This window comes from Aquimarina sp. Aq78 (genome assembly GCF_900299525.1).
In the GTDB taxonomy this organism is placed as follows: domain Bacteria; phylum Bacteroidota; class Bacteroidia; order Flavobacteriales; family Flavobacteriaceae; genus Aquimarina.
The window spans coordinates 500,073-525,361 of sequence record NZ_OMKA01000001.1; the positions used below are offsets into that span (position 1 = coordinate 500,073).

At 31.1% G+C, this 25,289-nt stretch carries 21 protein-coding genes; 10 read left to right on the top strand and 11 right to left on the bottom strand.

Annotation, left to right across the window (positions count from 1 at the left end; genetic code table 11):
• Positions 1-7: 7 nt before the first annotated feature.
• On the bottom strand, positions 8-2,308 hold the full coding sequence (locus DG435_RS02110; RefSeq protein ID WP_106791375.1) for a TonB-dependent receptor domain-containing protein: 2,301 nt from the start codon (positions 2,306-2,308) through the stop codon (positions 8-10).
• A gap of 430 nt (positions 2,309-2,738) precedes the next feature.
• Between DG435_RS02110 and DG435_RS02115 the strand changes: the two genes are divergently transcribed.
• The 4 genes from DG435_RS02115 to DG435_RS02130 are packed head-to-tail and all read left to right on the top strand — an operon-like array spanning position 2,739 to position 8,883.
• Positions 2,739-3,623: an ABC transporter ATP-binding protein gene (locus DG435_RS02115; RefSeq protein WP_106791374.1), complete on the top strand. Its 885-nt coding sequence runs from the start codon at positions 2,739-2,741 to the stop codon at positions 3,621-3,623.
• 8 nt (positions 3,624-3,631) lie between these two features.
• Complete coding sequence (locus tag DG435_RS02120; protein ID WP_159025461.1) at positions 3,632-7,195, top strand: M1 family aminopeptidase; 3,564 nt, start codon at positions 3,632-3,634, stop codon at positions 7,193-7,195.
• Between the two features lie 9 nt (positions 7,196-7,204).
• Complete coding sequence (locus DG435_RS02125) at positions 7,205-8,197, top strand: sensor histidine kinase (protein ID WP_106791372.1); 993 nt, start codon at positions 7,205-7,207, stop codon at positions 8,195-8,197.
• Entirely contained in the window at positions 8,194-8,883 is a 690-nt protein-coding gene (locus DG435_RS02130) for a LytTR family DNA-binding domain-containing protein (protein WP_106791371.1), read from the top strand. Before DG435_RS02125 ends, DG435_RS02130 begins: the two co-directional genes overlap by 4 nt.
• Positions 8,884-8,953: 70 nt before the next feature.
• On the opposite strand, the gene DG435_RS02135 is transcribed toward DG435_RS02130, so the two are convergent.
• Positions 8,954-10,057: a hypothetical protein gene (locus DG435_RS02135; protein ID WP_106791370.1), complete on the bottom strand. Its 1,104-nt coding sequence runs from the start codon at positions 10,055-10,057 to the stop codon at positions 8,954-8,956.
• Between the two features lie 124 nt (positions 10,058-10,181).
• On the opposite strand from DG435_RS02135, the gene DG435_RS02140 reads away from it, so the two are divergent.
• A complete protein-coding gene (locus DG435_RS02140; protein ID WP_106791369.1) occupies positions 10,182-11,453 on the top strand; it encodes a hypothetical protein in 1,272 nt (423 codons plus the stop codon).
• A 117-nt stretch (positions 11,454-11,570) separates the two neighbouring features.
• Positions 11,571-11,897 carry a hypothetical protein gene (locus DG435_RS02145; protein ID WP_106791368.1) on the top strand — a complete coding sequence of 109 codons (327 nt, stop codon included), beginning with the start codon at positions 11,571-11,573 and terminating at the stop codon, positions 11,895-11,897.
• On the opposite strand, the gene DG435_RS02150 is transcribed toward DG435_RS02145, so the two are convergent.
• From DG435_RS02150 to DG435_RS02165, 4 genes are all read right to left on the bottom strand, one after another.
• Entirely contained in the window at positions 11,894-12,304 is a 411-nt protein-coding gene (locus tag DG435_RS02150; protein ID WP_106791367.1) for an Lrp/AsnC family transcriptional regulator, read from the bottom strand. The two genes, DG435_RS02145 and DG435_RS02150, sit on opposite strands and share 4 nt — an antisense overlap.
• Positions 12,305-12,331: 27 nt before the next feature.
• Positions 12,332-12,901 carry a hypothetical protein gene (locus tag DG435_RS02155; protein WP_106791366.1) on the bottom strand — a complete coding sequence of 190 codons (570 nt, stop codon included), beginning with the start codon at positions 12,899-12,901 and terminating at the stop codon, positions 12,332-12,334.
• A gap of 78 nt (positions 12,902-12,979) precedes the next feature.
• Positions 12,980-16,555, bottom strand: coding sequence for a M1 family aminopeptidase (locus DG435_RS02160; protein WP_106791365.1), 3,576 nt, complete (start codon positions 16,553-16,555; stop codon positions 12,980-12,982).
• 3 nt (positions 16,556-16,558) lie between these two features.
• Positions 16,559-17,446 (bottom strand): ABC transporter ATP-binding protein, encoded by an 888-nt coding sequence (locus DG435_RS02165; protein ID WP_106791364.1) that lies wholly within the window; start codon positions 17,444-17,446, stop codon positions 16,559-16,561.
• Positions 17,447-17,656: 210 nt separating this feature from the next.
• Here DG435_RS02165 and DG435_RS02170 point away from each other — a divergent pair, with 210 nt between their 5' ends.
• Positions 17,657-18,784: a sensor histidine kinase gene (locus tag DG435_RS02170; protein ID WP_106791363.1), complete on the top strand. Its 1,128-nt coding sequence runs from the start codon at positions 17,657-17,659 to the stop codon at positions 18,782-18,784.
• Positions 18,781-19,491 (top strand): LytTR family DNA-binding domain-containing protein, encoded by a 711-nt coding sequence (locus tag DG435_RS02175; RefSeq protein WP_106791362.1) that lies wholly within the window; start codon positions 18,781-18,783, stop codon positions 19,489-19,491. The genes DG435_RS02170 and DG435_RS02175 overlap by 4 nt, the downstream gene beginning before the upstream one ends.
• A 103-nt stretch (positions 19,492-19,594) precedes the next feature.
• Here the strand turns inward: DG435_RS02175 and DG435_RS02180 are convergent, their stop codons facing one another.
• From DG435_RS02180 to DG435_RS02190, 3 genes are all read right to left on the bottom strand, one after another.
• The gene (locus DG435_RS02180; RefSeq protein ID WP_106791361.1) at positions 19,595-20,134 is read right to left on the bottom strand and encodes a class I SAM-dependent methyltransferase; all 540 of its coding nucleotides are present in this window, start codon (positions 20,132-20,134) and stop codon (positions 19,595-19,597) included.
• Between the two features lie 23 nt (positions 20,135-20,157).
• Positions 20,158-20,718 (bottom strand): TVP38/TMEM64 family protein, encoded by a 561-nt coding sequence (locus DG435_RS02185; protein ID WP_106791360.1) that lies wholly within the window; start codon positions 20,716-20,718, stop codon positions 20,158-20,160.
• Positions 20,719-20,902: 184 nt separating this feature from the next.
• Positions 20,903-21,253: a hypothetical protein gene (locus DG435_RS02190; protein ID WP_159025460.1), complete on the bottom strand. Its 351-nt coding sequence runs from the start codon at positions 21,251-21,253 to the stop codon at positions 20,903-20,905.
• Between the two features lie 115 nt (positions 21,254-21,368).
• Between DG435_RS02190 and DG435_RS02195 the strand changes: the two genes are divergently transcribed.
• Complete coding sequence (locus tag DG435_RS02195; RefSeq protein ID WP_106791358.1) at positions 21,369-21,578, top strand: hypothetical protein; 210 nt, start codon at positions 21,369-21,371, stop codon at positions 21,576-21,578.
• 181 nt (positions 21,579-21,759) lie between these two features.
• Here the strand turns inward: DG435_RS02195 and DG435_RS02200 are convergent, their stop codons facing one another.
• Both DG435_RS02200 and DG435_RS02205 read right to left on the bottom strand, forming a co-directional pair.
• A complete protein-coding gene (locus tag DG435_RS02200) occupies positions 21,760-23,091 on the bottom strand; it encodes a S41 family peptidase (protein WP_106791357.1) in 1,332 nt (443 codons plus the stop codon).
• A 108-nt stretch (positions 23,092-23,199) separates the two neighbouring features.
• Positions 23,200-23,988, bottom strand: coding sequence for a helix-turn-helix transcriptional regulator (locus DG435_RS02205; RefSeq protein ID WP_106791356.1), 789 nt, complete (start codon positions 23,986-23,988; stop codon positions 23,200-23,202).
• 185 nt (positions 23,989-24,173) lie between these two features.
• On the opposite strand from DG435_RS02205, the gene DG435_RS02210 reads away from it, so the two are divergent.
• Positions 24,174-25,286 carry a hypothetical protein gene (locus DG435_RS02210; protein WP_106791355.1) on the top strand — a complete coding sequence of 371 codons (1,113 nt, stop codon included), beginning with the start codon at positions 24,174-24,176 and terminating at the stop codon, positions 25,284-25,286.
• The last annotated feature ends 3 nt before the right edge of the window (positions 25,287-25,289 follow it).

The following is a 25,289-nucleotide window of genomic DNA, read 5'->3' on the forward strand; positions in this document are numbered from 1 at the left end:
TTTAATATTAATCAATGAGACCACTATTATAGCGTCTTGATTTTTTATTTCGTTGTTTAACGGTCCCTCCATCTATACGATAAGAAAATGCCAAGTGCACAACTCTTGAGGTAGGTTTGTATGCATAGTTTTGTGAAAACCCACTACCAGAATTGATCCCTTCAAAACTTTGAGTATTAAAGAGGTCTGTTACCCGTAAATTTATATTCCCTTTGTTCTTCAGGATTTTATGTCTGATTCCTAAATCTATTTTTTGAGTAACTTCCCGGGTATAGAAAAACCCATTTGAAGGACCATTATAACGCCAGGAAACTACCATGTTCGTTTTTTGAGATACTGTGAATTGATTTTTTAGAGTTAAGTTATAGCTTCTATTAAAATTACGGGTAAAGCCAATTTGATCATTTTTAAATTCTTCATAATTCCAATTAAAATTTAAGTCAGTGGTTAACCAATTATAAGGTTTTATGTTTATTGCCATTTCTAGTCCATAAGCATTCGTTGCACCGTTATTTACAGAAGTAAATACATTTATACCATCAGCATTTACATAGTTGTTGGTGGTAATAATGTTTTCTTTAAGACGGTAAGCAAAAGCTGGAGTTATTTTTAAACTCTTCTTTTTAAGTTGGTAAGAAACATCAAAATTATTTGAAAACTCGGGCTCTAAAGCCGGATTTCCTTGACTAATCGAAAACTCATTAATCTGAAATGCTATAGGGTTTACCTGGCTTAAAGTAGGTCTGGATGTTCTTCTATTATATCCAAAAATAAATGTTTGATCTTCTTTTATTGTATAACTTAAATGTAATGAGGGAAACAGGTTTGTAAAGTCATTCTCTATGGTTGTATTATCTGTTTTAAGATTTGCTTTTCTGGCAAATAGCTCTCCTCTTACTCCTGCCTGAATATTTACCCCTTTCAAGTTATATTTGATTAATGTGTATGCAGCATATGTCGATTGTGTGTTTTCAAAACTTTCTTGTGATAAAGGAATATTATCTACATCAAAAAAAGAGCGTGAATTATCGAGGTTTTGTCGATTCCAAAAGGTTCCGGCTTCAATCTTAAATTTCTCGCTTAGCGCTCCCGAATAATCCATTGCCAGACTTGTAATAAAAACATCATTATCAGTAGCATTATCAGTAATTCCAAGATTTGGTCTAAAATCACTTTTTAGAATATTTGCATTGTCAGATAACTGGATATCAATTTCAAGAAAATTTTCTCTCTCTTTAAAATAATGTCTATAATTACCATTGGCATTAAATGTTTTATGAGAATGACTTCCTAAAATATTTTGAAAAGTAGTGACATCATTCTGAATTATATTAGCCTTATTATCCAATATATGTCCGTTATCAGTATAATCTAAACCTAAAGAAAACTCATTATCATCATTTGGAAACCAGTCAATGCCTCCGTTAACTTTATACACATCTCCATTAAATTTAAAATCACTTAACTGTATAAATGGTTGAATTCCTGATCGATTTTGGGTATTTTCATTTTCGAATATATTCTTCTTATAAGAACCTCCAAATCTATAACTGGTTTTAGATCGTCCATAATTAATCCCACCATTTGCACCGTGACTTCCCAGAGAATTACCATTTAAACTTGTAGTTATGACAACCCCTTTCCTTACTTTTTTATTGGTAATGATATTGATAATTCCCGTAAGACCATTAGCTTGATATTTTGCAGATGGTGATGTTATGATCTCAATTTTATTGATTTCATCAGAAGGAATTTGCTGCAATAGTTCTGTTGTACTTAATGGTGATGGCTTACCATTAACTAATACATTTACATTTTGACTTCCTCTTAAACTAATATTACCATTTTGATCTGCCTGTACTTCGGATAATTGACTTAATACAGTTGCTGCATCTCCCCCACCTGATAATAAATCTTTTCCTACATGCACTACTTTTTTATCAATTAACTGTTTTACTGTGGTTTCTTCTGCTACAAGAGTAACTTCATCCAGCGTTGTTGCTTCTGTTTTCATGGTAATATCCAAAGTGGTGTTTTTATCAATTACAACAGAAGACATGTACGTTTCATACCCTATAAAACTTGCTTCGACATCATATTTTCCACTTTGATAATCTATACTGTAAATACCATTATCATTGGTTGTTACACCTTCTAAAAATTCTCCTTTTTGGTTTTTTAAAATTACAGTTGCATATGGTATTGGCTCATTAGTATCTATATCAATAATTTCACCTTTCAAGGATTGAGAGAAAGAGTTGAGAAAAGACAATAATAGAATAATAATGATAGTAATTAATCGGGCCATTACTTTTTGTTTTTTGTTATGACTCAAAACTACAATCGAATACTAGCACTAGTAATTAATATCTATGAATGGCTTTAGTTTGTCTATGAATGTCAAATAAAGAATATTCACTCTTTGAATTAAAAATACGGAAGGATTGTACTCTCCTCCCGTATTATAAAATTTAAGAAATAAAACCCTTTTAAACCAGCAATTTCACAATCTACATGTCTAGTTGTAATTTGAACAGGTTCTTTTAATGGTTCATGAACAGATTCAAGGGTATGGATCTATTAAACAACTCTATTTCAGCATAATAAAATATATCGCAATTATAAAATCGTCTCTCATTGCGCTGATTTTTCATCAACAGTTAATGGACGTTCATCAAAATAAATAGTAAAATTTTGATGCTATAGGTAGGTTCGCATTGTCAATTAAAACAAATTTTATGAATACTTTAAAAATTGAAAATCTATCTAAAACGTATTCCAATGGAGTAAAAGCATTACAGGATATCAACCTAACTATTACTAATGGTATGTTTGGGTTATTAGGTCCTAATGGAGCAGGGAAATCTTCACTAATACGCACCTTAGCTACGCTACAAGAACCTACTCAAGGAAGCATATTATTTAATGATACTCATAGTACTAATGATCCACAAGTTATTCGAAATCAATTAGGATACCTACCCCAAGAATTTGGAGTATATCCTAAGATCAGTGCACAACATCTACTTCATCATATTGCTGTTTTAAAAGGAATATCTAATAAAAATGAACGTAAGGATCAGGTAGAAGCACTGTTACAACAAACAAACTTATATCAACATCGTAAAAAAGCCGTACATACATTTTCTGGAGGTATGCGTCAGCGTTTTGGTATCGCACAAGCCCTATTAGGCAACCCCAAACTTATTATTGTCGATGAACCCACTGCTGGTTTAGATCCAGAAGAGCGTAATCGTTTTCATAATCTATTAAGTGAAATAGGAGAACATAGAATCATTATTCTTTCTACCCACATTGTTGAAGATATTAAAAATCTATGTGCTCATATGGCTATCATGGCGGAAGGAAAAATATTAAAACAAGGTATCCCATCAGAACTTATTACTCACTTAGAAGGTAAAATATGGCATAAGGTTGTAGCCAAAGAAAATGTTGGGGCTTTCAAAAATGCCTTTAATGTCCTGTCAACTCGTTTATTTGGCGGTAAAACAGAGCTTCGAGTATTAGCCGATCATCAACCAGAACAAGGATTTAAAGCTTCTAAACCAGATTTAGAAGATGTCTACTTCTCTACAATCAATAAACAAATTACAATACAATAATTATGACTATGAAATTACTTCAGTTCGAATGGCGATACCATACTCGTCAAACTTCCTTTATATTATTTCTCGCATTGTTTATGGGATACGGAGTTCTTGCTATTACACAAGCTTTTCAATATTTAGAATTCAGTAATATGTATAACGACGCTTATAATTTAAGTTTTCTATCTGGTATTATTAGTATAGGCGTTGTATTTGCAAGTATATTTTTTTGTGTAAATGGACTACTTCGGGATACAACTTTTCATACTGAAGAAATAATTTTTAGTACAGGAATACAAAAACATAGTTTTTTAATTAACCGTTTTCTGGGACTCTTCTTGATATCTCTTCTTATTGGGAGTATAGCTTTATTAGGAGTTTTTATTGGTACAAACATTGCAGGTTTAAATCCAGAGACACTGCACAGTTTTGACATGGGTCATTATCTATGGCCTTGGTTAACAATCATAGTACCCAATGTTTTTATTTGTACTGCCATTCTATTTTCGGCAACATTCCTATCCCAAAAAGCAATAGTAACGTATATCACCGGACTTTTACTCATTGTTGTTCATTGGATTTCAGGGTTTTATATTAATTCTCCTCTTGTTGGTGGTTCAATACTTTCTGATCCAGAAATTTTAGAAATTGCATCTTTGGTAGACCCAATAGGCTTAAGTGCCTTTTTTGAACAAACTCAGTTCTTAACACCAATTGAAAAAAATGATACACTTATTTCATTATCTGGGAATTTTATATGGAATAGAATTATTTGGATGTCTTTTAGTATTGGGGTTATTATAGTATCATCTCAATTATTCTCTTTCAGAAAAATAAACCAAAAAGCAAAAAAACAAGCTATACATACTGAAGATTCAAATAGCAATTCTATTTATATACCAGTGACTACTATTTCAGATACATTAGCAACAAGAATAGCACGTATTAAATCAATTGTCTTTTTAGATATAAAAATGATAATTACCGGAATTCCTTTTTTGGTCATTATGTTATTATGGATTGCTATGATTGTACTGGCATTTAACAATAGTATACATAGTTTCGGAATTTATGGAAATCGATACCCAACTACAGATCTGCTTATAGGGCTAATTAATGAAATTTTGCCAATAATGGGATTGTTACTAATCATTTTTTATACCGGTGAAATGGTATGGAAATCAAGAACTAATGAGTTTCATGAGATTATTGATGCAACGCCTATAAAAAATAGCACATTTTTTATTTCAAAGTATATCACAATAACTATCATACCAATATTACTTATTTTAACATCAATCCTGGTTGCAATGGTATTTCAGGTTTCAAAAGGTTATTACGATTTTGAATTAGATCATTATTTTTCAATGTTTTATTTCGGAGGGCTTCAGATTTTATTATACACAATTTTTGCACTGTTAATTCAGAATATAGTCTCTAATAAGTATTTAGGAATGGTAATTTCTGGAGGTATCATGCTATTGTTCGGCCCTTTAAGCAATAGCATAGGATTAGAACATCCTTTATTTCTTTTTAACAGCCTTCCGAGTATGGCCAGAGCGTATTCTGATTTTAATGAGTATGGGCAATATGTTTTAAAATTTAACTGGTTATCCTTGTATTGGATCGCTTTTGCAGGAATATTAGCTCTATTCGGTTTTAAAGTATGGAAAAGAGGTACGGTTTCTACTATTAAAGCATACGCCAAAATGATATGGAGTAAAAAAGAAAGAGTGCTACTAATGAGTTTTGTCTTTCCATTCGTAGCTATCGGTGGGTATATATATTATAATACCAATATAATCAATGAATATACGGTGGCAGACGAGGCATATGATTTTAATGATGAATATGAACGTGCTTATAAAAAATATGATCATCTCGCTGTACCACAATTGGTCTCTGTAAAAACAGCAGTAGATATTTTTCCAAATGAGCAGAAATATGAGGTAAAAGCATCCTGCTTTATAACTAATACGTCTATACAACCTATTAAAGAAATCTTTATTACTGCACCAGTACCATTAAAAACACTATCTATAGAAAATAGCACACAAGTTTTTCATGATTCAATTATAGGGACTTATCTATTTAAACTTAATACTCCCCTGCAACAAGGTGCAATAGCAAAAATGGAGTATAGTTTAACCAAAGCCTCTTCAGGGTTTGATATTGACCATAGTATTACAAGTAATGGGTCTTATATTAAAAGTCATCAATTTAGTCCTCATTTAGGATATGTAAATGAATATGAGGTTAAACATGCATATGAACGAAAGAAACGAGGGTTACCTGTTAGAGAAAAACCTGTAGTAAATGAAAATTATTTGCAAATTGGTGGAAAATTTAATTTTGAAAATATCGCTTTTGAAACTGTAGTCTCTACTTCAAACGATCAGTCTGTACTATGCTCTGGAGATTTAATAAAACACTGGAAATCGAATAATAGAAATTATTATCATTTTAAATCCAAAGGTAAAATTAATAGTATGGTGGCATACCATTCGGCACGCTATAAAATTGAAAAAACAAATCACAAAGGCATTCTAATTGAATTATACTATCTCCCTGAGCATTATCGGAATGTTACAGAAATAATTAAAGTAGCCAAAGCAACTATTGATTATGCAACCGATAATTTTGGAAAATACCCTCATAAACATCTTCGTATTGGTGAAATGTCAATATTTGGCGGCAATGGAGCCAACGGTCAAGCAATGCCGGGTGTGATTAGCATTAATGAAAAAGTGTTTAAAAGAGATATTTCAAACCCAGAGAGCTTTAATGTAATTGCCAGAGTTATCATTCATGAAATAGCCCATCAATGGTGGGGAGGGCTACTTACACCAAAACGAATTGATGGATTCATGATACTATCAGAATCTCTAGCTAAATATTCTGAAGCAGTGATTATGGAAAAATTATATGGTAAAACTATGGTAAGACAACTATCAGAACATACAGTAAGAAGATATTTTAGTGGTCGTTCTCATGCCACTGAAATAGAACCATCATTATACTTAAGTCAGTTACAACAATATTTAGGATATAGTAAAGGGGCTATTGTTATGTCTGCAATAAAAGATATTATAGGAGAATCTAATTTAAATACGGCACTACAAAATATGATACATAAATACAGTGATAAACCGACTGCAACAACACTTGATTTTCTTGAAGAGCTGTATCTGGTTACTCCCATCAAGTATCATAACCTAATTGATGATTGGATGAAACGTGTAATCACTTATGATTTAGGAATTAAGAGCACATCCTATAAAAAACTTAAGAATGGTAATTACGAAATTACGGTAGGTATAAAAGCACAACGATTTGAAACAAATACCGCTGGAAAAGAAATCATGACAACTATTAACGAGCCAATTAAAATTGGAATATTTAATAAGCATCCGGAAACTATCGATAATGATAAAAACATTCTCTATTTAAAGCCTCACCAAATCAATAAAAAAGAAATGGTTTTTAAAATCATTACCAAGAAAATTCCGGCCTATATTGGTATAGATCCATATTACACCAGATTAGATAGAAATATGGCTGATAACATAGTTTCTGTGAATCTTTAATATATTTGAATGATGACATTAAAAAAGAGATTTTATATTACGACCATTCTTGCTGTAATTCTGGCTACATTAAGCTTGATATTTAAAGATAGTAATAGTGAACTACATATCTTTTTAAACTTTCTTACTGGTTTAGTGATTTCCTTTATGTTATTATTTTATCTGTTCAAAACAGGTAAATTAAAAACAAACTGGCCCAATTCTACTATAAAAATAATTATATATCTATCTATAATCGGACTATTGATTTTCGGAATGAATATGGCCAATAGAATAGATGATGATCAAGAAAGTTTTTGGGTAGTAAATCATAATATATGGCTCACAGATTTATTTGGAGTATTACTAGCGTTATTGATTTTTTATACCATTTTTTCATGGATATTTGAACAGTGGACAAAAGTACAAATCCTTAAAAATGATAAAGCCAAAGCAGAGTTGGAACTTTTAAAAACTCAAATAAACCCTCATTTTTTCTTTAATACGCTTAATAATTTATACTCACTGATTAAAAAAGATCCTGATACAGCACAAGAATATGTGCTTAAACTATCGGATATGATGCGATTTACCATTTATGATGGAAAAGAAGAAGCTGTTCCTCTTGAAGAAGAGATTAAATATTTAGCTAATTTTATTGAGTTACAAACGGCCAGGTATCATAAGGCAATCGATATTGATTTTAAACATAGTATTAGTAATAAGGACTACCCTATTCCTCCGTTATTGTTTATTATTTTATTAGAGAATTCCTTTAAGCATGGAGTAGAAAAACTTGTAAATCAGTCTTTTGTATATATTGAACTACGAGAAGATGACAACCAAGTACTATTTACCATCAAAAACAATTATGATCCCGATACACATGTAAAGTCAGGCGGTATTGGTTTAGAAAATTTACAAGATCGCCTTAATTTACTTTATCCAAATGGTAAACATAAATTGACAATTAGCAATCAAAATCAAGTATATTTTGTAACATTAGAATTGTACAAATCATGATCACATACATCATAATAGACGACGAAACTGCTTCACACGATATTATTGAAGATTACAGTAGTAATTTACCCTATTTATCGCTTCAAAAGCATTGCTATAATGCCTTTGAGGCTATAGAGTATCTAAATCATCATCAGGTAGATTTAGTCTTTCTAGATATTAACATGCCCAAGCTTACAGGTTTTGATTTTTTAAAAACATTATCTAACCCTCCTAAGATTATTGTAACTACAGCATATAAAGAGTTTGCATTAGAAGGTTATGAACTTAATATTGATGATTATTTATTAAAACCGTTTAGTTTCCAACGTTTTGTTACAGCTGTACAAAAAGTACAGGAAATATTGGCCTTACATTCACAAACCATAAAAAACACAGATGATTCTAGTATTTTTCTAAAAGACAATAAAAAGCATTACCACGTAAAACTAAAAGATCTATTGTTCTTAGAGGCTTACGGAAATTATGTAAAGGTGTATTTACAGAATCAAATGATTGTTACTCATCAAACTTTATCTTCTTTTGAAGAAATGCTTTCTAAAAAAGATTTTATAAAGGTGCACAAGTCATTTATTATAGCAAAGACTAAAATAGAACTAATTGAAGGTAACCGAATAACAATCAAGGATCACAAAATTCCTGTGGGGAAAATGTATAGGCCAAATATTAATGACTTACTTAGTTAAATTTTAATTATTACCCGGTTACTCCATCTCTATCAAAGATCAACAATTATAATTTTATTAATGGATTGCTTTATTCTATATCAATCCCTTTTTGATCTGGAAATTTCCCTGTTACTAACCAGCCTCCAAAATCTTCAGAAACGGCAAATAGAAGTGTATTTTCTCCTTTTTTCAGATTTAGGTATATCGCATCAAACAACCCTATGGTACCCAAATATCGATAATCTCTCGAGCGCCATCTATTTGTACCTTTATAAATAGGTTTGCCATTTAAAATAGCGACTACTCTATCACTGTATCCGAATTCAAAAAGTTTTATTTGATCTTTATTTGATGTAATTTTGATTTTTGCAAAAACAGTATTTCCAGGAGTTCCGTCAGCCAAAACTACTTCTCTTGCAATGTTTGCTGCAGTACCTTCTTCTACCTGGATTGTTTTCCCCCATTTTCTAGATTCAATTACCTCTTTTAGTTTCATTGGGTCATGTACTGATTTTTCTTCAAACATATCAGATACTTCCCATTGAGAAATCAATCCATCGATAGGTTTCCTTTTTATAGGTTTAAAATCTACTATTTCATATTTACTTTTATCAATTTTGAAATTAGCATAATGCATTGCCGCAGCTCCCCCTCCTCCTATTGCAATCTCACCCTCTCGAGGTTCATGAACCAGGTCCCATGATAGGTTTGGAGTTTTAGAATAGTCCAGGTATATCTGTGCTCTACGACCGTTAACTACTATTTTTACATGGGTCCAATCATCATAATTATAATCATATGCAAAAGAATATTTAGGGCCAAAGTAAAGTTGCCACGGTGTTATACCGTTAATAACAGGTGCAGCTTGATTTGCATCGGGTTTACCAGAAAGATGTGCTCGCAGATAAAAGGATTCCATATTATTTCTATCAGAAGCTCTAAAACGAACACCAGGAAATCCTTGTTGATTGGTTAGATATACATCGAACTCAATGGTACCATTTAGAAATTTGGCATCTTTTAAATATGCTAGACCACGCTGAATATAAATTGCATCTTTTCCTTTATAATTTTTTAAAGTATATGATTGCGCATTTATTTCCCAATGTAAGGTATCTAAAGGAATTATATTTTGAGAATTCCCTTGTTGAATGAAAAAAATACTAAATAGAATATATACTGTAACCCTCATCACGAATTTTGTTTTTTGATTTTAATCAAAGTTCTAATGTATGATAGACAATGTGAAAACAAGTTGGTGCAAGTTGATTCAATGTTGTTCAAGTCGTAATTTTTGATGACTTTTGTTAAATATTATGAACACATATCCAGAACATAAATTAGTAAAAAAGTGTTTGCTTGAAATCGAGGAGAAACTTAAGTGGGGAAACTCTGATCAATGGCATAATGATGTATTCGTTGAATTGAGCGAAAGTATTCAGCAAAACACCGGTATCCTTTTAAGTCCAACGACTTTAAAACGTGTTTGGGGTAAGGTTAATTATAAAAGTGCACCCAGCATTAGTACATTAAATACACTCTCACAATTTGCCGGATATGCAAATTGGAGAGATTTTAAGAATAAAAATGATATCAAAAAACCTTCTTGGGTAGAAAAAAAAATAACTCAGAATCTTGGTGTTATTATGGTCTCTGCTTCGGTTATGACTGTTGTGTTTATTTCATTTTATTCTATGATTGGAACTAAAAACGATACTATAATTGATACCGATTTTTCAAAAATTACTTTTAGTAGTAGACCAATAACAGAAGGATTACCAAATTCTGTAGTTTTTGATTTTGATTTAAATACCATTAAATCTGATAGTATTTACATTCAACAGTTTTGGGATGTTACAAAAACTATTAAAATAAGACCAGGACAAAAGAAAGCTACTGGTATTTATTATTTTCCTGGATATTTTGGTGCTAAACTTCTGGTTAATGGGCAAATTATAAAAGAGCATGATTTGTTTATTACATCAAATAGTTGGATGAGTACCATAGATTATAAACCTATTCCAAAATACGTCCCAAATACAGATTTACTGCGAGATAAGTTATCTTTTTCAAATATTATACTCAATGAAATTAAATCTACGACAGAACCTGTGGTTTCTACTTTTCATTTGGTAAAAGATTTTGGAGCTGTGTCTGGAGATAATATCAGAATCAAAACCTCTGTTCGTAACCTGTATAGAGAAAAATGGGCAGTTTGTCAAAAACTAAGAATTGTCATATTAGGTACGAATGGAGCTTTAATAGTACCGTTTTCTATTCCGGGATGTGTTTCGGATATTAATGTAATGCTTAATGATGTGTACTTAAGAGGTAAAGAACATGATCTTTCTGCTTTTGGGGTTGATTTTTCTGATTTCAGAGCTATCGATATCAATATCAAAGAAAAAAAGGTAGCTGTTTTTATTGATGATAAGGAAATTTACTCGAGACAATACAATAAATCCATAGGGAAATTTGTAGGTATTCGTTACCGGTTTTTAGGTGCAGGAGAAGTTAGTTATCTAAATATTACTGAAGGTCCTGATGAAAAAACAATTATAAATCATGATTTCAATACAAAAAAATAGATATTGCTAATTAATATTCTTAAAAAAACAGGCGTTTAACTGTTACCAATCAGTCTTTTAACTCTTTTACCTCAAAACCTTCCATTGTATATTTGGTCATAATAAATTTATAAAGTTATGGCACAATTATCTTTTCAAGTAAAAACATATTCATATTACAATTGGTCATCCCGAAGCTTAGGAAAAACCAATCTAATTTTAAAAGGAGTTGGTGGAGAAACCTGTTCAGTTTGGTTTAGAGAAGATCCTAATGCTGTACTCCCAGCAGCAACCGTTTCTGGATCATATTATAGCTTTTATTATCACCATGATCAATTACAACATCTAATAGATATGCTAAGAAATGAAAGTCCAATCTATGTTTATTTCAATAATGATAATGGATTTAATAATTCTAGGATTTCTACTGCCAATGAACCTGTTGGTGAAGGTGAAATGAGTTAAATATCAGATAAAATTAAATACGTTGTAGGGTCACCATAGCGCAGTAGTTTATCAATAAACTGTTGTAAGTGTAATTGATCAACTAATTTCACTTTCATAGAAATATTGTGTGCACCTGTAACACGATGTGCTTCAACAATTTCTGGAAATTTATCTAATTCACTACAAAACACATTCAGGTTTCCACTAAATAATTTAAGCATAATAAGAACTTCTATACCAAAACCTAGTTTTTTATTATCCAATTCAACCCTATACCCTTTTATGATTCCAAGATCTTCTAATTTTTGGATACGTTCTCTAACCGAGGATGGAGAAAGTCCTATTTGTCGACCTATTTCAACATAAGATGCTCTCGAATTATCTTTAAGCCTATTGATAATTTTATGATCTATATTATCCAACATAAATACAATACTATAATTGAGGATGTATTAATCCTTTACCCAACCCCAAGGAGCATCAGGATTTTCTACCGGTTTTGTGATATCCATTACAACTTTAAAAACACGTGGAGTTCCTAAACGTCTTAAGTTATAGGTAAAAGTAGTGTCATCAACTGTAATCCACCAAACATTAGTAGAGGCCGCGGGAATCATTTTTTTTGTTTCTTCATCTGCAGGAAATATTTGTATACCTTGCTGTCCAACATTTGTTGTCTTACCACCGTATTGCGTAATTTTATCCTCAGAACCATCCTCATGCCTATGATCATGTTTTAAAGTAATGCGATCATTTTTATACGTTAACACCCAAGTTCTGGATTTATCATCCCCAACAAAAAAAGGTATTTTTATAACGGTATCACTACAATAACGTACATGCATCACTAATCGTTTGCCTCCAAATTGCTCATCTTCTTTGGGTAATTCCAGGCTCCCTTCGAATGATTTTCCGCATAAATTCTGTAATGAGTTCCAAAATTGCTGAGCTTCATTTGTGCCCTGAGAGAAGGATGCTGTAAAACAACCTAACAAAAAAATAAGGAAGTGTATTTTATTCATAGATTCAATATAATAGAATTTTGAAAGTTATGAATTCTTTTTTACACTCCCATTATTTTTTACCATATCATAAATTAATCATTTAGATACTGGTCTCTTGGTGTTATTAACATTATTTGCGTCCAAACGGGTACCAAAAGGATCAATTGAGATATATTGTGGAATCTCATCTACAATAAGTTTAAACTGCATTTGATCTGTATTGATCTGATGTGGTTTTAAATATAGTATAGGATCTTGATTATCTATTGTACTTGGGTCTTTTGAAAACATCCCAATTTGAATTGGTTCATCTATTGAGATCACTATTGCTTCTCCATTTTCTTTTGTTTCAAAACGTTTTGCAGAAATATCTATGGTAACTTCATATTTACCATTGGTAAGTGTGGTAACCTCGGCATTTTCAATTTTTAGATCATATGTAATAATACGTTTAAACCAATCATCAATCAAAATATGGTACTTCTCTGGGGTAACTGCATAAAACTCGTTTAATAATTCTGTTGATGTAACTTTAGATTCTTTTTCATTTTTATATTTGGTTACCAATTTTCTAAGAGCTTTGTTCATATTCTGTTCTCCTATCAAATCTCTAAGTGCTAACAGAGATACATAGCTTTTTCCGTAAAGCAAATAAGACTGTCCTTCTCCAATGTATAAAGGTGGTTCTGGGTCGGTAGCATAAGAGCGCCCAGAAAAGTAACGCTTATTAGCGGATTTACTTAATTGCCAAATTGCTTTTTTACCATAGTATTTTTCCATAATAACTGCTTCGGTATATTTGGTTAATCCTTCTGTGATTAACCCTCCTCCATCTACATTTTTAGGAGTAAGCATATGGCCCCACCATTGGTGTGCAACTTCATGAATAGTTCGTTTTGCTACAAGATCAAAATTGTCTGTATTACGATTATCTGTAAGGTATAATCGATTCTCTACCATTGCAATTGTTCCTGGTTGTGCTTGTCCTCCAAATCGCCAATGTCCTGGTATTTCTGCAATTCGTATATGATCAAACTCATAATCTGTAAAGTGTTTTTGACAATAATCTAAAGTTTGTTTAGTGCTTTCTGAAATAGTATTGATATTATACTCATGTCCCGGATGATAATATTGTTCGATTTCTACTCCTTTATAATTTTCTTTCTCCACCATATACGATCCCGAATAATAGGATAAAAAAGGAATAATATCATGAGACGATTTATAATGGTAAAAATTTCTGTCGTTTTCTTCCCAGGTTTTTATTAATTCTCCTGTTGCTATAGCGGTTTGATCTTTTTGTGTAGACACAACAGTTTCATACGGTAATTTAACATATGATACATCAACAGCACTAAAATGGCTAGCATTGTTTTCATCCTCCATTTGTTTTGGTAAACCACGCTTTTCTCTTTCAAACGAATCTGTGATTTCAAAACTTGTAGTGTACCCCAAAATTGGTTCAAAAACACTATGCATTATAAATGACCCATTATTAACTAAAACTTTACTGGTCTCAAATCCCTCTTTTCTATATGTAAGTTCATATGTATATTTTATTTGTTCTCCAGGAGCCAAAGGTTCTTTGAATTTAAAAATTCGTATATCATACACACTATCATGTTTTTGTAATGTTGCATTTTCTATAGACATACTAGTAACCGGAATCCTCTCTGAAATAAAGATTTCTGATAAAATATCTTTCCCCCTATTTTCGAGAATATAATCAGCTTTAATAATATAGAAATTCTCATCTGGATATATATCCATTTTGGTTTTCATCGCTACCGGGATGAGCTGTCGCGGGACATCATATTTCTTATATTTTTTTTCATATGTTTCACGAAAATCTAAATTATCGCTTACTGTAACATATTCGTTTATAATATTTCTATTGTAATATATAGTAGCTCCCGAAGTAATAAATACTATCCCAAAGGAAACAAGTGTTGTAAATTGCCATTTTTTCCAATAATATCGAAGTTGTTTTAATCTGAAAGCAAACTTATGTGTGGTACCTCGTTGCCATAATTTAAAAGACAATAACATTAGTATCAAACCTAGTGCAGTCCAATAAACAGCATAATAATGAAAAGGGTTAGTATAATCCCCATAACCTGTCATATTTGTATATTTTGTAGCAGGCAAACTCCCTATTCGCAGTAATGAATGTTCAATTCCTATAAATGAAGCCAGAGAGCTTCCAAAAAAGATAATAATCAATCCCGTAATTGCCATACCTGCATATTTACTGGGAGATAAACTTTGAATAAATAAGGCTAATAAAATGTAAAAGAGAAAACTCATTCCCAAGTAATAAAACATAGAGAGGTACTGCCAAATTTCAAAAATATAATAGCCTTTTGTTATTTGAATCCCAATAGCGATAAGAATACTTATTGTGATCAATATAACTGGTAGTAGAATAAGTGTTATGGCTTTTGATAAAAAGAATACCATATTCGAAGCTGGAGTAGCATCAATTATACCATTAAATTGCAAGCTACGTTCACGCCAAACTAATTCACCACTATAAAATACAATTAGCAATAGTCCTAAAAATGGTAACGGATCTTTAATTAGCCAAATAAGTAAATCTGTTGTTGGATATAAACTATCATTATATGCCCCACCCTGATTAACTCTTGTATAAATTTCGGTAACAACAATAACAATCCAAATTAGTATAATAGCTATAAAGGGTAAACTCTTAAATACATTGGTAAGTTCGATTCTTAATAAAGATTTAAAACTTGATATATGTGTTTTTACCGTAGTTGTTATAGTATTAATGGGGTAATATGCTTTCTTTACTATTTCTTTTTCTTCTATAATTGCTACTCTTTTACTTTTTTGTTTTAATTTCTTAAATGAAAAATAAGTGTACGTTAGTTTTAAGAGTAGCAATGATATTGAAACCCAGAGTACTCTATTCCATAGAAAATTACCCGAAAAAGAAAGTAATCGTGTATTTTTTTCAAAAGGAGTCCAGTATTGAGTTTGTTCAAAAAAGGCAGAAAGTCCAAACGGATCTGCTAATGCAGCTATAATCAAATTTTCTGGAGAAGCGGGTGTTGCATTGGCTAACAAGGGAGAGTTGAAAAAGATAGAGCAAATCCAATACAATGCATATATTGTAATTGCGCTAATGTATGTAGCGATATTATTTTTAGTAAATGCACTAACCGAAAAGACAAATGCAGTACAAATAAAAACATTTGGCAAAACTATGAGTAACCATGTCCATAAATAATGAGTCACATGAAAAGATCCCAGTCGTTCTGGATCCAAGTTAGGCATACATGTCCCCAAAGCAAAACCGACTAAAGTCATCGAAAAAACAAGCAAACTAAATACAAATACTCCAAGAAATCGACTACGAAAAAAATGAGATTTTTTTATTGGCGTGCTATAGATTATGGCCTCCATTCGATATTGCTTATCTCTTAGTATTCCACTAATGGCAAAAAACATAATAGCGAACATGCACCCAAGTGATAATACAGCAATGTTATAACTAATTTGGTACCCTGAATTAAAATTTACTTTAGCCAAAGAAGAACCTTGACTTCCCAACATAAATCCAAAAAGAAGGAAAATAATGATAAAACCAATAAATGCCTTTTGTTTGAGTTGGTAACTGGCTTCAAAACGTAATAAAGAAGTTATCATAGTTTAGCTGTTTATAGGTTGATTATTAAATAATGTAGAGAAGTACACGCTTTCCAGATCTGGTTGCATAGTTTCAAATCCATTTTCGGGAATGGTTTCGGCAAAAACCTGAATCTGTGTTTTTCCCGAAACTAATCGCGTAGAGATTACATTAAACTCCTCTTTATAAAATTGAAGTTCTTCTTTTGTTATGGTTTTTGTCCAGACATTTCCTGTTAACGCTTTTGTAAGTTCTATGGGGTTACCTTGTTTTATAATTTTTCCTTCTCCCATGATAGCCATATTTGCGCATAAATCGCGAACATCTTCTACGATATGAGTTGATAGAATAACGATAACATTCTCCCCTATCTCGCTTAACAAGTTCAAAAATCGATTACGTTCCTCGGGATCTAATCCTGCCGTAGGTTCATCTACAATAATGAGTTGCGGATTACCTAATAAAGCTTGGGCTACTCCAAAACGCTGACGCATACCACCGGAAAACGTATGTACTGCTTTTTTGCGATGTTGATATAAATTTGTTTGTTGTAACAGTGCTTCTACCTGATCCTTACGCTCACTTTTATTGGATAATCCTTTTAAAACGGCAATATGATGAAGTAGATTTTGAGCACTAATTTTAGGATATACTCCAAATTCCTGTGGTAAATACCCTAAATGATTTCTAATTTCTTGAGGGTGATTAACAATATCTTTATCATTAAAGGTTATTTTACCCGATGTAGGTTCCTGCAAAGCAGCAATTGTCCTCATTAAAGATGACTTTCCTGCCCCGTTGGGACCTAATAGTCCAAACATCCCGTTTGTAATAGTAAAAGAAACATTATCCAGGGCTTTTACTCCATTAGGATACGTCTTAGATAAATTTTGAATATGTAATCTGTTCATAGTTTGATTAATTAATGATTTCTGATACGAACCTATTCGGAAATGAGATCACTAACCAACTTTTATGACCACTACACTAAAAAAATCAACACAAACATGTATAATAGATACAAGCAAGGTTGATTCAAAAAAAGAAAGTGTTTATGCAAAAAAAAGTATCGTTCATCAAATTTATTGTCAAGACACTATAACATCTGTACTTTTGTACATATGATTACATTTTTAAAAAAATATAAAGCTTTTGTAATTGGTTTTTTTGTGGTCTTCTTTACAATACTATATTTAGAATATATAGGGTTCATCAAAATTCCAGAAGATAATCATATAGAAGTTATTGTTATTTTCACATTTTGGTGGCTGGTTGCCTCACTTCCTATTTATAAATTCAAGTATTTTAAAAAAAATAAAATTGTAGTATACAAAATACTTGGGCTCATACTTTTACTCATAGTAGCCATTATAGTTGATAGTTATTGGAAAATTCCAGATAATCCTATCGTTATATTTTTAATTACATTGTTCTGGTTAGGTATTTTTTATGTACTATTTTCTTCATTTTTTAAGAAATATAAGCTGTTCATTCTAGTAATCTATACAATTGCAATATCCTATTTCTTTTATGTTCGCTTGTTTTCTAAAAACTTAGACACTTATTTAAATGATGAAAAAGATATTGCATTCATTATTCTTACATTACCTATACCTATTCTCATTATACTTTGGTTATTTGAACAATGGAAATGGCTAAAAACACTACAGGCAGAAAAAGGTAAAGCAGAGCTAGCTCTATTAAAAAGCCAGGTAAATCCTCATTTCTTTTTTAATACATTAAACAATTTATATGGCTTAACAGTCGAAAAATCTGATAGTGCGCCAGAAGTAGTTTTAAAGCTATCCGATATGATGCGATATACGATTTATGAGGGCAAGCAAGATGTTGTATTATTAAAAGATGAAATCAAATATTTAGAGAACTATATAGAATTACATAAAATACGGTATCAAAAAAAAGTAGTTATAACATTTGATTATACTTATGATAAAGATGATAAGGTTGCACCTTTGTTATTTATCATTTTGCTAGAAAATGCATTTAAACATGGCGTAGAACGATTAACAAAAGATGCTTATATTCATATTAATTTAACAACAGAAAACAATACCATTAAATTTTGTATTGAGAATAATTATGAAGAACAAAAAGAAGTTGGTCAACATGGGATTGGATTGGATAATTTAAAAGACAGATTAAAACTTATTTATCCAAAAAAACATAAACTACTTATCGAAAAAGACAAAACTGTTTACAAGACAACCTTAGAGATAGATACACAATGATACGATACATTATTATAGACGACGAACCTATTGCACATCGTATTATCGAAGGGTATGGCAATAATTTACCACATCTGGAAAAAGTCGGTAACTGTTACGATGCTTTCGAGGCAATGCAAATGCTTAATCAAGAACAGATAGATCTTATATTTTTAGATATTAATATGCCAAAATTATCCGGTTTTGAGTTCTTAAAAACGTTATCTAATCCTCCTAAGATCATTGTTACAACAGCATATAAAGAGTTTGCTATCGAAGGTTACGAACTAGATATCACAGATTACTTATTAAAACCTTTTCCTTTTGAACGATTTGTAAAAGCTATCAATAAGACTATTAATACGGCTGTAAAAAATAATACAACCACAGCACAACTATCTCCTGTTGTAAAACAAACTCGTTTCTTTATAAAAGGAGATAAAAAATATCATCAAATAGCTACAGAAACAATTTTGTTTATTGAAGCTTACGGAAATTACACCAAACTCTATCTTAATGAAGGGATGATCGTTAGTCATGAAAAAATATCATCTCTAGAAGAGGTTTTGTCAAAAGATAACTTTATACGAGTTCATAAATCTTTTATTGTTGCTATCGATAAAATAGAAACTATTGAGGGTAATAGAATTTTGATCGATACTCACAAAATCCCTATAGGTCAAACATATAAGAGTAGCATTTATAAGCTATATAGTTCTAATGGGTAGAAGTGTATTAATTTTAAGGAGAAAGAAAATATAATTTATCTTAGAAATAAAGTTAGGTTGTAATTGGTGTAGATCTGTACTGCACTAAAAAAATTAATGGTATTTAGTTTTTGCAATTATAAATAAATGCTGGTGGAATATTTTTAATACAAAGCGTTGTGCTTGTATCTGCAAAGTTGTTTTTTAAGAACTCTAAGTCTTTTTTAGAATATTGATACTGAATCAGACTTCCGTTATCTTTGAGTATAAATTTCACATCTTCGATTAGTTGTTTTTTAAAAGTATGTTCAATATTCGCTAAAGGCAAACAAGACACTACAAAATCTACTTTGTTTTCAGAAAAAATAGTGGCCAAATTAGATACACATGTATTATGTATCGTTAAACGTTCATCATTTATATTTTCCAATATAGGTACAAATGAAAGGTTTATTTCAAAGGAATGTAAATAAGAATTCCCTCCTATTTTGCTTAAAATTTGCTTCGTAATAATTCCATCACCAGCACCTAACTCAATTACTACCAAATCTTTATTATTATCCAAAGGTTCAACAAGTTTATTTGCTAATGTTCTAGAACTTCGAAATAAGCTTCCTGTTTGTTTTAGGTTTTTTAAAGCAGTAATTGTGAAAAAGTTTGACATGATTTTTTGATTATGATTGTTTTCTAATTGATGATGAATGCGCTACCAAAGATATAAATTGAACATAAAACCAATTCTCCTAATAAAATAGAAGTTATAAATACAGGGATTTTGATTTTAATAGCACCGGATAGGTAGCAAATTAAATCCGTAGGTACTATCGGAATAAAAGACCAGAGGATAATATATAAATAACCATTTTTACCCAATAGTCTATTTTCTATAAGATTAAATTTAGTATTATCTCTTTTAAATACCTTTGAAAAACCCAGTGTATTCGAAAAAAAATAGATTAATAATGATGATGCAAGAATCCCTATTAAAGAGATAATTAGCACCCAAACTAAATCATTGGGGAACAATAATACGCCAGCAAAAATTAAAGGTGTACTGGGTAATAAAATGAAACCTCTTATAATATGTATTAAAAAATAAGCCATCCAAGCATATTTATGAAACTGTCCTACAAAAGAAGCGATTTTTTCTTTTGTAAACAGGTCTGGATAAATAAAATATATCAACAAACATATAGCAACAAGGCCTATCCAGGTGTACTTTATTATGTATTGAAGCTTTGATGACATTTTGGTCGTTTAAAATATGACGAATATGTTCAAAAATAGTTACACATTAAACCACTTCATTATAAAAAAATCCTTGTTACGTACCACTTTATAAATATCTCGTTTGATTCATAAAAAAAGAAGCCACACAATGTGGCTTCTTTTTTTATTAAAATAGGTAAGTTCAGGGGTTACTGATTAATTCTTAATCACCTGCTAATAGTACATAAGAACTGGTTACAGGAGATATATTGTATTCTTTTACGTTTTTTATATTTTTTAAATGCTTCTCCGCTTCTTCAAAAGCAGTTTGTAATGCACTTAGACGTGAATTTTTACTTACAACAATCGTCTTCGATATCGTATTACCATTAACATATTCAATCGTCATTTTCCATTTTTTAAGAGAGTGAACATTTTTGTTTAACGATGTTTTCTTTTCAACTTCTTTCTTACGTTCTGTTTTCTTTTTTTTATCAGTATAAGGTTCTGTTTTAGAAGGAGTTGCATTTCCTATAGACATGCAAAATAGTACTGTTGCAAATAAAAGTTTCATAGTTCGATGATTTGAATTTGTATGCTACGAATATACAAACATTTTTTTAATATTCAAATATTTCTTTAATAAAAATTTATTTGATTAATCAAATGTTATATGTATATTTGTTTTTATGATTAATAAGAAATTAAAAAGGCTCCTTAAAAAAAGTAAAGGAGCTAAAACGGTATACGGTATATCTAAAGCTTTAGGAGTTAGTCCACAGGCAGGAGATTATGTGGTTAAGCGAAAAGATCTGGTAAAAGATTTTGAACGGCTAAAGAAAATTGCCGATTATATGGGAGTAGAAATAAGAGATATTATTGATCATAAAGAGAAATAATTTTACTTCTTCTCTTCTATTTGGACCAATCCATAGTTAGATTTAATTATTGGATACAAGGTTTGGTATAGGTATAAAACAAAACGTCAGGTTAATTCTATAAAAATTAGAATTAACCTGACGTTTTGTTTTGTGATTTTAATAGTACACCTAATAATCACATATGTATTACTTTATCTAACTATTGTGACTTAATCCTTTTTAGCATTCCTCTTGCATTTTCTCCTACTCCACCTTTGGGATCCATTTTAATTGCTTTCTCATAATATTCAATTGCTTTTTCTTTATTTTCTAATCCCAAATGACTTTCGGCAAGACTATCCCAGGCGTTTGCAGAATCGGGAAATAACTGAGTATTAGATTCAAAAATCATTAAAGCTGTTTGTGGTTTATTATTTTGAAGATAATAATACCCCATTGCATTAATTTCACTTTCATTTATCATACCTGTTTTGGTCAATAAAATAAGTTGCTTGTATATATCAGTTTTAGATTCTTGGTTCGTTGTTTTACTTTTTTCTATAGTTGCAAGAGTTTTTTCTAAAGGCTCAAAAAAAGAATCTCTATAGGTCACAGCTTTTACTGATGCCAATTCTTTTGCTTTTTCTAAAGCCTTATTTGCAGACATTTTTATATCTGGTTGTACTCCAACACCTTCCCAATTGGTTTTGGTGACCGGGTTTATTGTTCTTGCAAAAGGTATAGCAATCCTAAATCCATTTGGTAAAGAAAAGCCTCTCGTTGGGTGTGCTCCTCCTCCTGTAACTTCCCCTATTATAGTAGCTCTACCTCTACTTTGCATAGTATATGAAAAATCTTCTGCACCAGAAAATGTATAATCGCTTGTTAGAATATAAACAGGTACTTTAGATCTTTTAACACCTTTTACATCTGCAACCCATAATTCTTCGGTGTGATCAGTAGCCCGCGAATAAATAGTGTTTAATAGTAACTTCTCATTAAAGAAGTAACTCGACAAATAATTTACTGTAGTTGGGCTTCCTCCTCCATTTCTTCTCATATCTATAATTATAGCATCTGCTATAAGCATATCATTCATAACCTGATCTATTTTTGCCAAATGCTCCTCAGAACCACCAAAATAAGCAAGGTCGATATAACCGATATTTGCTTTCATAAGTTTAAACCCTCTTAACATAGGAGGTCTATATCTAGATAGGTTTTGTACAAAAGACGCTTTTGTATCTTCCTGGGATTGTTCTGGTGGTCTTGGAGATAAAAAGCGTAGATGCTTATCTTTTGTGATTTTTCGTAACTCCTTGGTAAGTGCTTTAGCAAAATCTACTGGTGACTTATCATCAAAAAAACCTTTTTTCATCAATGCATCCAAATGAGCATTGGTTTCTTTTGCTTTATCTAAGAAGATATAATTTTCTTCTAATAGCTTTTGCGCTTCTTTAATGATGTCATTATTAGATTGAGCAAAAAGAAATGTTGTGATGAAAAGAAATGCGATTACCATTTTACTTTTCTGTAATACTGTTTGTTTCATGAAAGTTGAAATTATTAATTATTGGCAAATGATCTTTTTGCCATATGTAAATTAACAAATAAAAAATCGTGAAAAATAGGATGAAATTAACCTCGGGAACACACTCCTCTATATTCTTCTAAATTCATTCGGTTTAAACCCGGTACAGAGTTTAAAAGTTTTAGAAAAATGACTTTGATCAGAAAAACCACATAGAAATGTAATTTCGGTAAGAGGCTTATTAGTGTGTTTCAAAAACAAAATTGCTTTTTCAATTTTAATCCTGCGCATATACTCTCCTAGTGTACAATTAAAATATTTTGAAAAGTATCTGGAAATTGTAACTGGGTGTATCTGTAGTTTTTGTGATAACTCTGTTAGTGTAATAAATTCGTCCCATCGATCACATAACAGTTCTCGAATAGTATCAACCCAAAGAGGTTTATAATCAATGACCTTGGTATACCCCGAAAACAATGTAAGTAATGATGAGTGAATAGAATCTGAAGAAGATATATCATCTACTTTTAATTCCTTATATATTTTTAGTAGTTGAAATTGAACAGCAGTATTTTTAAGAATAGAAATCCTAAAATCAGAGGTTGACAGCTCATTTTTTACAAAAAAAGAATCATCAATTTCTATATTTAAATTCTCAGACGGAAATGCGGTATGCCTATTGCGATGTACTTCTAACTTATCATACAGTATGATACTTCCAGGAAGGACTTGAATATCTTTTCTTTTTCGTGATTCTAGATTACCTCCTTGCAAGACCAACGAAAGGTGATATTTTTCATGAGAATGCCAATCTTCTGAAACCGGTTTGTGATATTTTACCATAGAAATATCATAACTTCCAAAAGAAAACTGCTCTGTCGTTTTTCCTAAAAATTCTTTAGTTTTTAATGCAATCATAATATATATCACAAAAAAATAAATCTTTCTTTCTAAAAGATCAAATTCATGAATTGTATAGAAACAAATATAATGCCATTAAAATAGTTTGAAAAATTAGAATTCATATTGGCAATTCTTTAACTGTGGGCGTAGCTCTTTTTTCCTACATTTAAGAACTTTGATCATTCTATAAATCAAACATTATGAAAACATTAATAACGTTCGTTCTTTTATTGATCCTTTCTTTTTTAGAAAACCCTATTCTGGCAAATTCTTCTTTAAAAGCAAATTTTAAAACTGGTGACCCCGGTATTACTTCTATCAATTCGATGACCTTTGGACCAGAAGGTATTTTGTTTATTGGTGATAGCAAATCTGCACAAATTGTCGCAATAGATCTAAGTACTCATCCAAAAGTTGATAATAGTACGGTGAAGATTAATTTTCTTGATATATTAATTGCTGATATGTTGGGCACTCCTATCGATCAGATACAAATCACAGATATGGTAGTAAATCCAGAAAATAATAATATTTACCTCTCTGTTCATCATAGTTCGGGTAATGCTCTATTGTTTCGCGTTGAGAATAATAAGTTAAAAAAAGTTTCCCTCGATAATATATCTCATAGCAAAACTTCATTAATAGATCCAGTTCATAAAGAAGCGAAGGATAAACGAGGTCGGAAACTTCGTAAATGGGCAGTTGCAGATATCAAATATACTTCTGGTAAAGTAATGCTTTCTGGCTTAAGTAATAAAGAATTTGCTTCTACTTTTAGATCGGTCGATTTTCCTTTCACTGATAAACAAGATTATGGTTCTTTAGAGATTTATCATGCTGCGCATGGTCAATATGAGACTCATGCTCCTATAAAAGCATTTATACCAACTACGATAAAAGGTAGTTCTCATATCATTGCTGGCTATACCTGTACTCCTCTTGTTATTTTTCCTATGGATAACATTAAACCTGGGGAGCATAATAAAGGTAGAACTATTGCAGAATTAGGAAGTGGTAACAGCCCGGTAGATATGGTAGAAATCAAAAATGGTGGTCAACGATACTTACTTATTGCCAATAGTAACAGACCATTAATGAAAATGGAGTTTACCGATCTGGAATCCTATAACGGCTCTCTTACTTCTCCGGTTATTAAAAAAGGTGCAGCTGAAGGAGTTGATTATGTAAACCTGCCTTATGTTAATGTACAGCAATTAGATAAATTTGGAGAGGCTGGTTTTCTTATCGTTCAAAGAGAATCCAGTGGAAATCTTGCTCTAAAAAAAGGAAATAGTTGGTGGCTTGAGAAATAGCAA

Excerpts from the sequence above, each read along its gene's own strand:
- DG435_RS02110 (WP_106791375.1), bottom strand. The coding sequence starts at position 2,308 with ATGGCCCGATTAATTACTATCATTATTATTCTATTATTGTCTTTTCTC.
- DG435_RS02115 (WP_106791374.1), top strand. The coding sequence starts at position 2,739 with ATGAATACTTTAAAAATTGAAAATCTATCTAAAACGTATTCCAATGGA.
- DG435_RS02120 (WP_159025461.1), top strand. The coding sequence starts at position 3,632 with ATGAAATTACTTCAGTTCGAATGGCGATACCATACTCGTCAAACTTCC.
- DG435_RS02125 (WP_106791372.1), top strand. The coding sequence starts at position 7,205 with ATGATGACATTAAAAAAGAGATTTTATATTACGACCATTCTTGCTGTA.
- DG435_RS02130 (WP_106791371.1), top strand. The coding sequence starts at position 8,194 with ATGATCACATACATCATAATAGACGACGAAACTGCTTCACACGATATT.
- DG435_RS02135 (WP_106791370.1), bottom strand. The coding sequence starts at position 10,057 with ATGAGGGTTACAGTATATATTCTATTTAGTATTTTTTTCATTCAACAA.
- DG435_RS02140 (WP_106791369.1), top strand. The coding sequence starts at position 10,182 with ATGAACACATATCCAGAACATAAATTAGTAAAAAAGTGTTTGCTTGAA.
- DG435_RS02145 (WP_106791368.1), top strand. The coding sequence starts at position 11,571 with ATGGCACAATTATCTTTTCAAGTAAAAACATATTCATATTACAATTGG.
- DG435_RS02150 (WP_106791367.1), bottom strand. The coding sequence starts at position 12,304 with ATGTTGGATAATATAGATCATAAAATTATCAATAGGCTTAAAGATAAT.
- DG435_RS02155 (WP_106791366.1), bottom strand. The coding sequence starts at position 12,901 with ATGAATAAAATACACTTCCTTATTTTTTTGTTAGGTTGTTTTACAGCA.
- DG435_RS02160 (WP_106791365.1), bottom strand. The coding sequence starts at position 16,555 with ATGATAACTTCTTTATTACGTTTTGAAGCCAGTTACCAACTCAAACAA.
- DG435_RS02165 (WP_106791364.1), bottom strand. The coding sequence starts at position 17,446 with ATGAACAGATTACATATTCAAAATTTATCTAAGACGTATCCTAATGGA.
- DG435_RS02170 (WP_106791363.1), top strand. The coding sequence starts at position 17,657 with ATGATTACATTTTTAAAAAAATATAAAGCTTTTGTAATTGGTTTTTTT.
- DG435_RS02175 (WP_106791362.1), top strand. The coding sequence starts at position 18,781 with ATGATACGATACATTATTATAGACGACGAACCTATTGCACATCGTATT.
- DG435_RS02180 (WP_106791361.1), bottom strand. The coding sequence starts at position 20,134 with ATGTCAAACTTTTTCACAATTACTGCTTTAAAAAACCTAAAACAAACA.
- DG435_RS02185 (WP_106791360.1), bottom strand. The coding sequence starts at position 20,718 with ATGTCATCAAAGCTTCAATACATAATAAAGTACACCTGGATAGGCCTT.
- DG435_RS02190 (WP_159025460.1), bottom strand. The coding sequence starts at position 21,253 with ATGAAACTTTTATTTGCAACAGTACTATTTTGCATGTCTATAGGAAAT.
- DG435_RS02195 (WP_106791358.1), top strand. The coding sequence starts at position 21,369 with ATGATTAATAAGAAATTAAAAAGGCTCCTTAAAAAAAGTAAAGGAGCT.
- DG435_RS02200 (WP_106791357.1), bottom strand. The coding sequence starts at position 23,091 with ATGAAACAAACAGTATTACAGAAAAGTAAAATGGTAATCGCATTTCTT.
- DG435_RS02205 (WP_106791356.1), bottom strand. The coding sequence starts at position 23,988 with ATGATTGCATTAAAAACTAAAGAATTTTTAGGAAAAACGACAGAGCAG.
- DG435_RS02210 (WP_106791355.1), top strand. The coding sequence starts at position 24,174 with ATGAAAACATTAATAACGTTCGTTCTTTTATTGATCCTTTCTTTTTTA.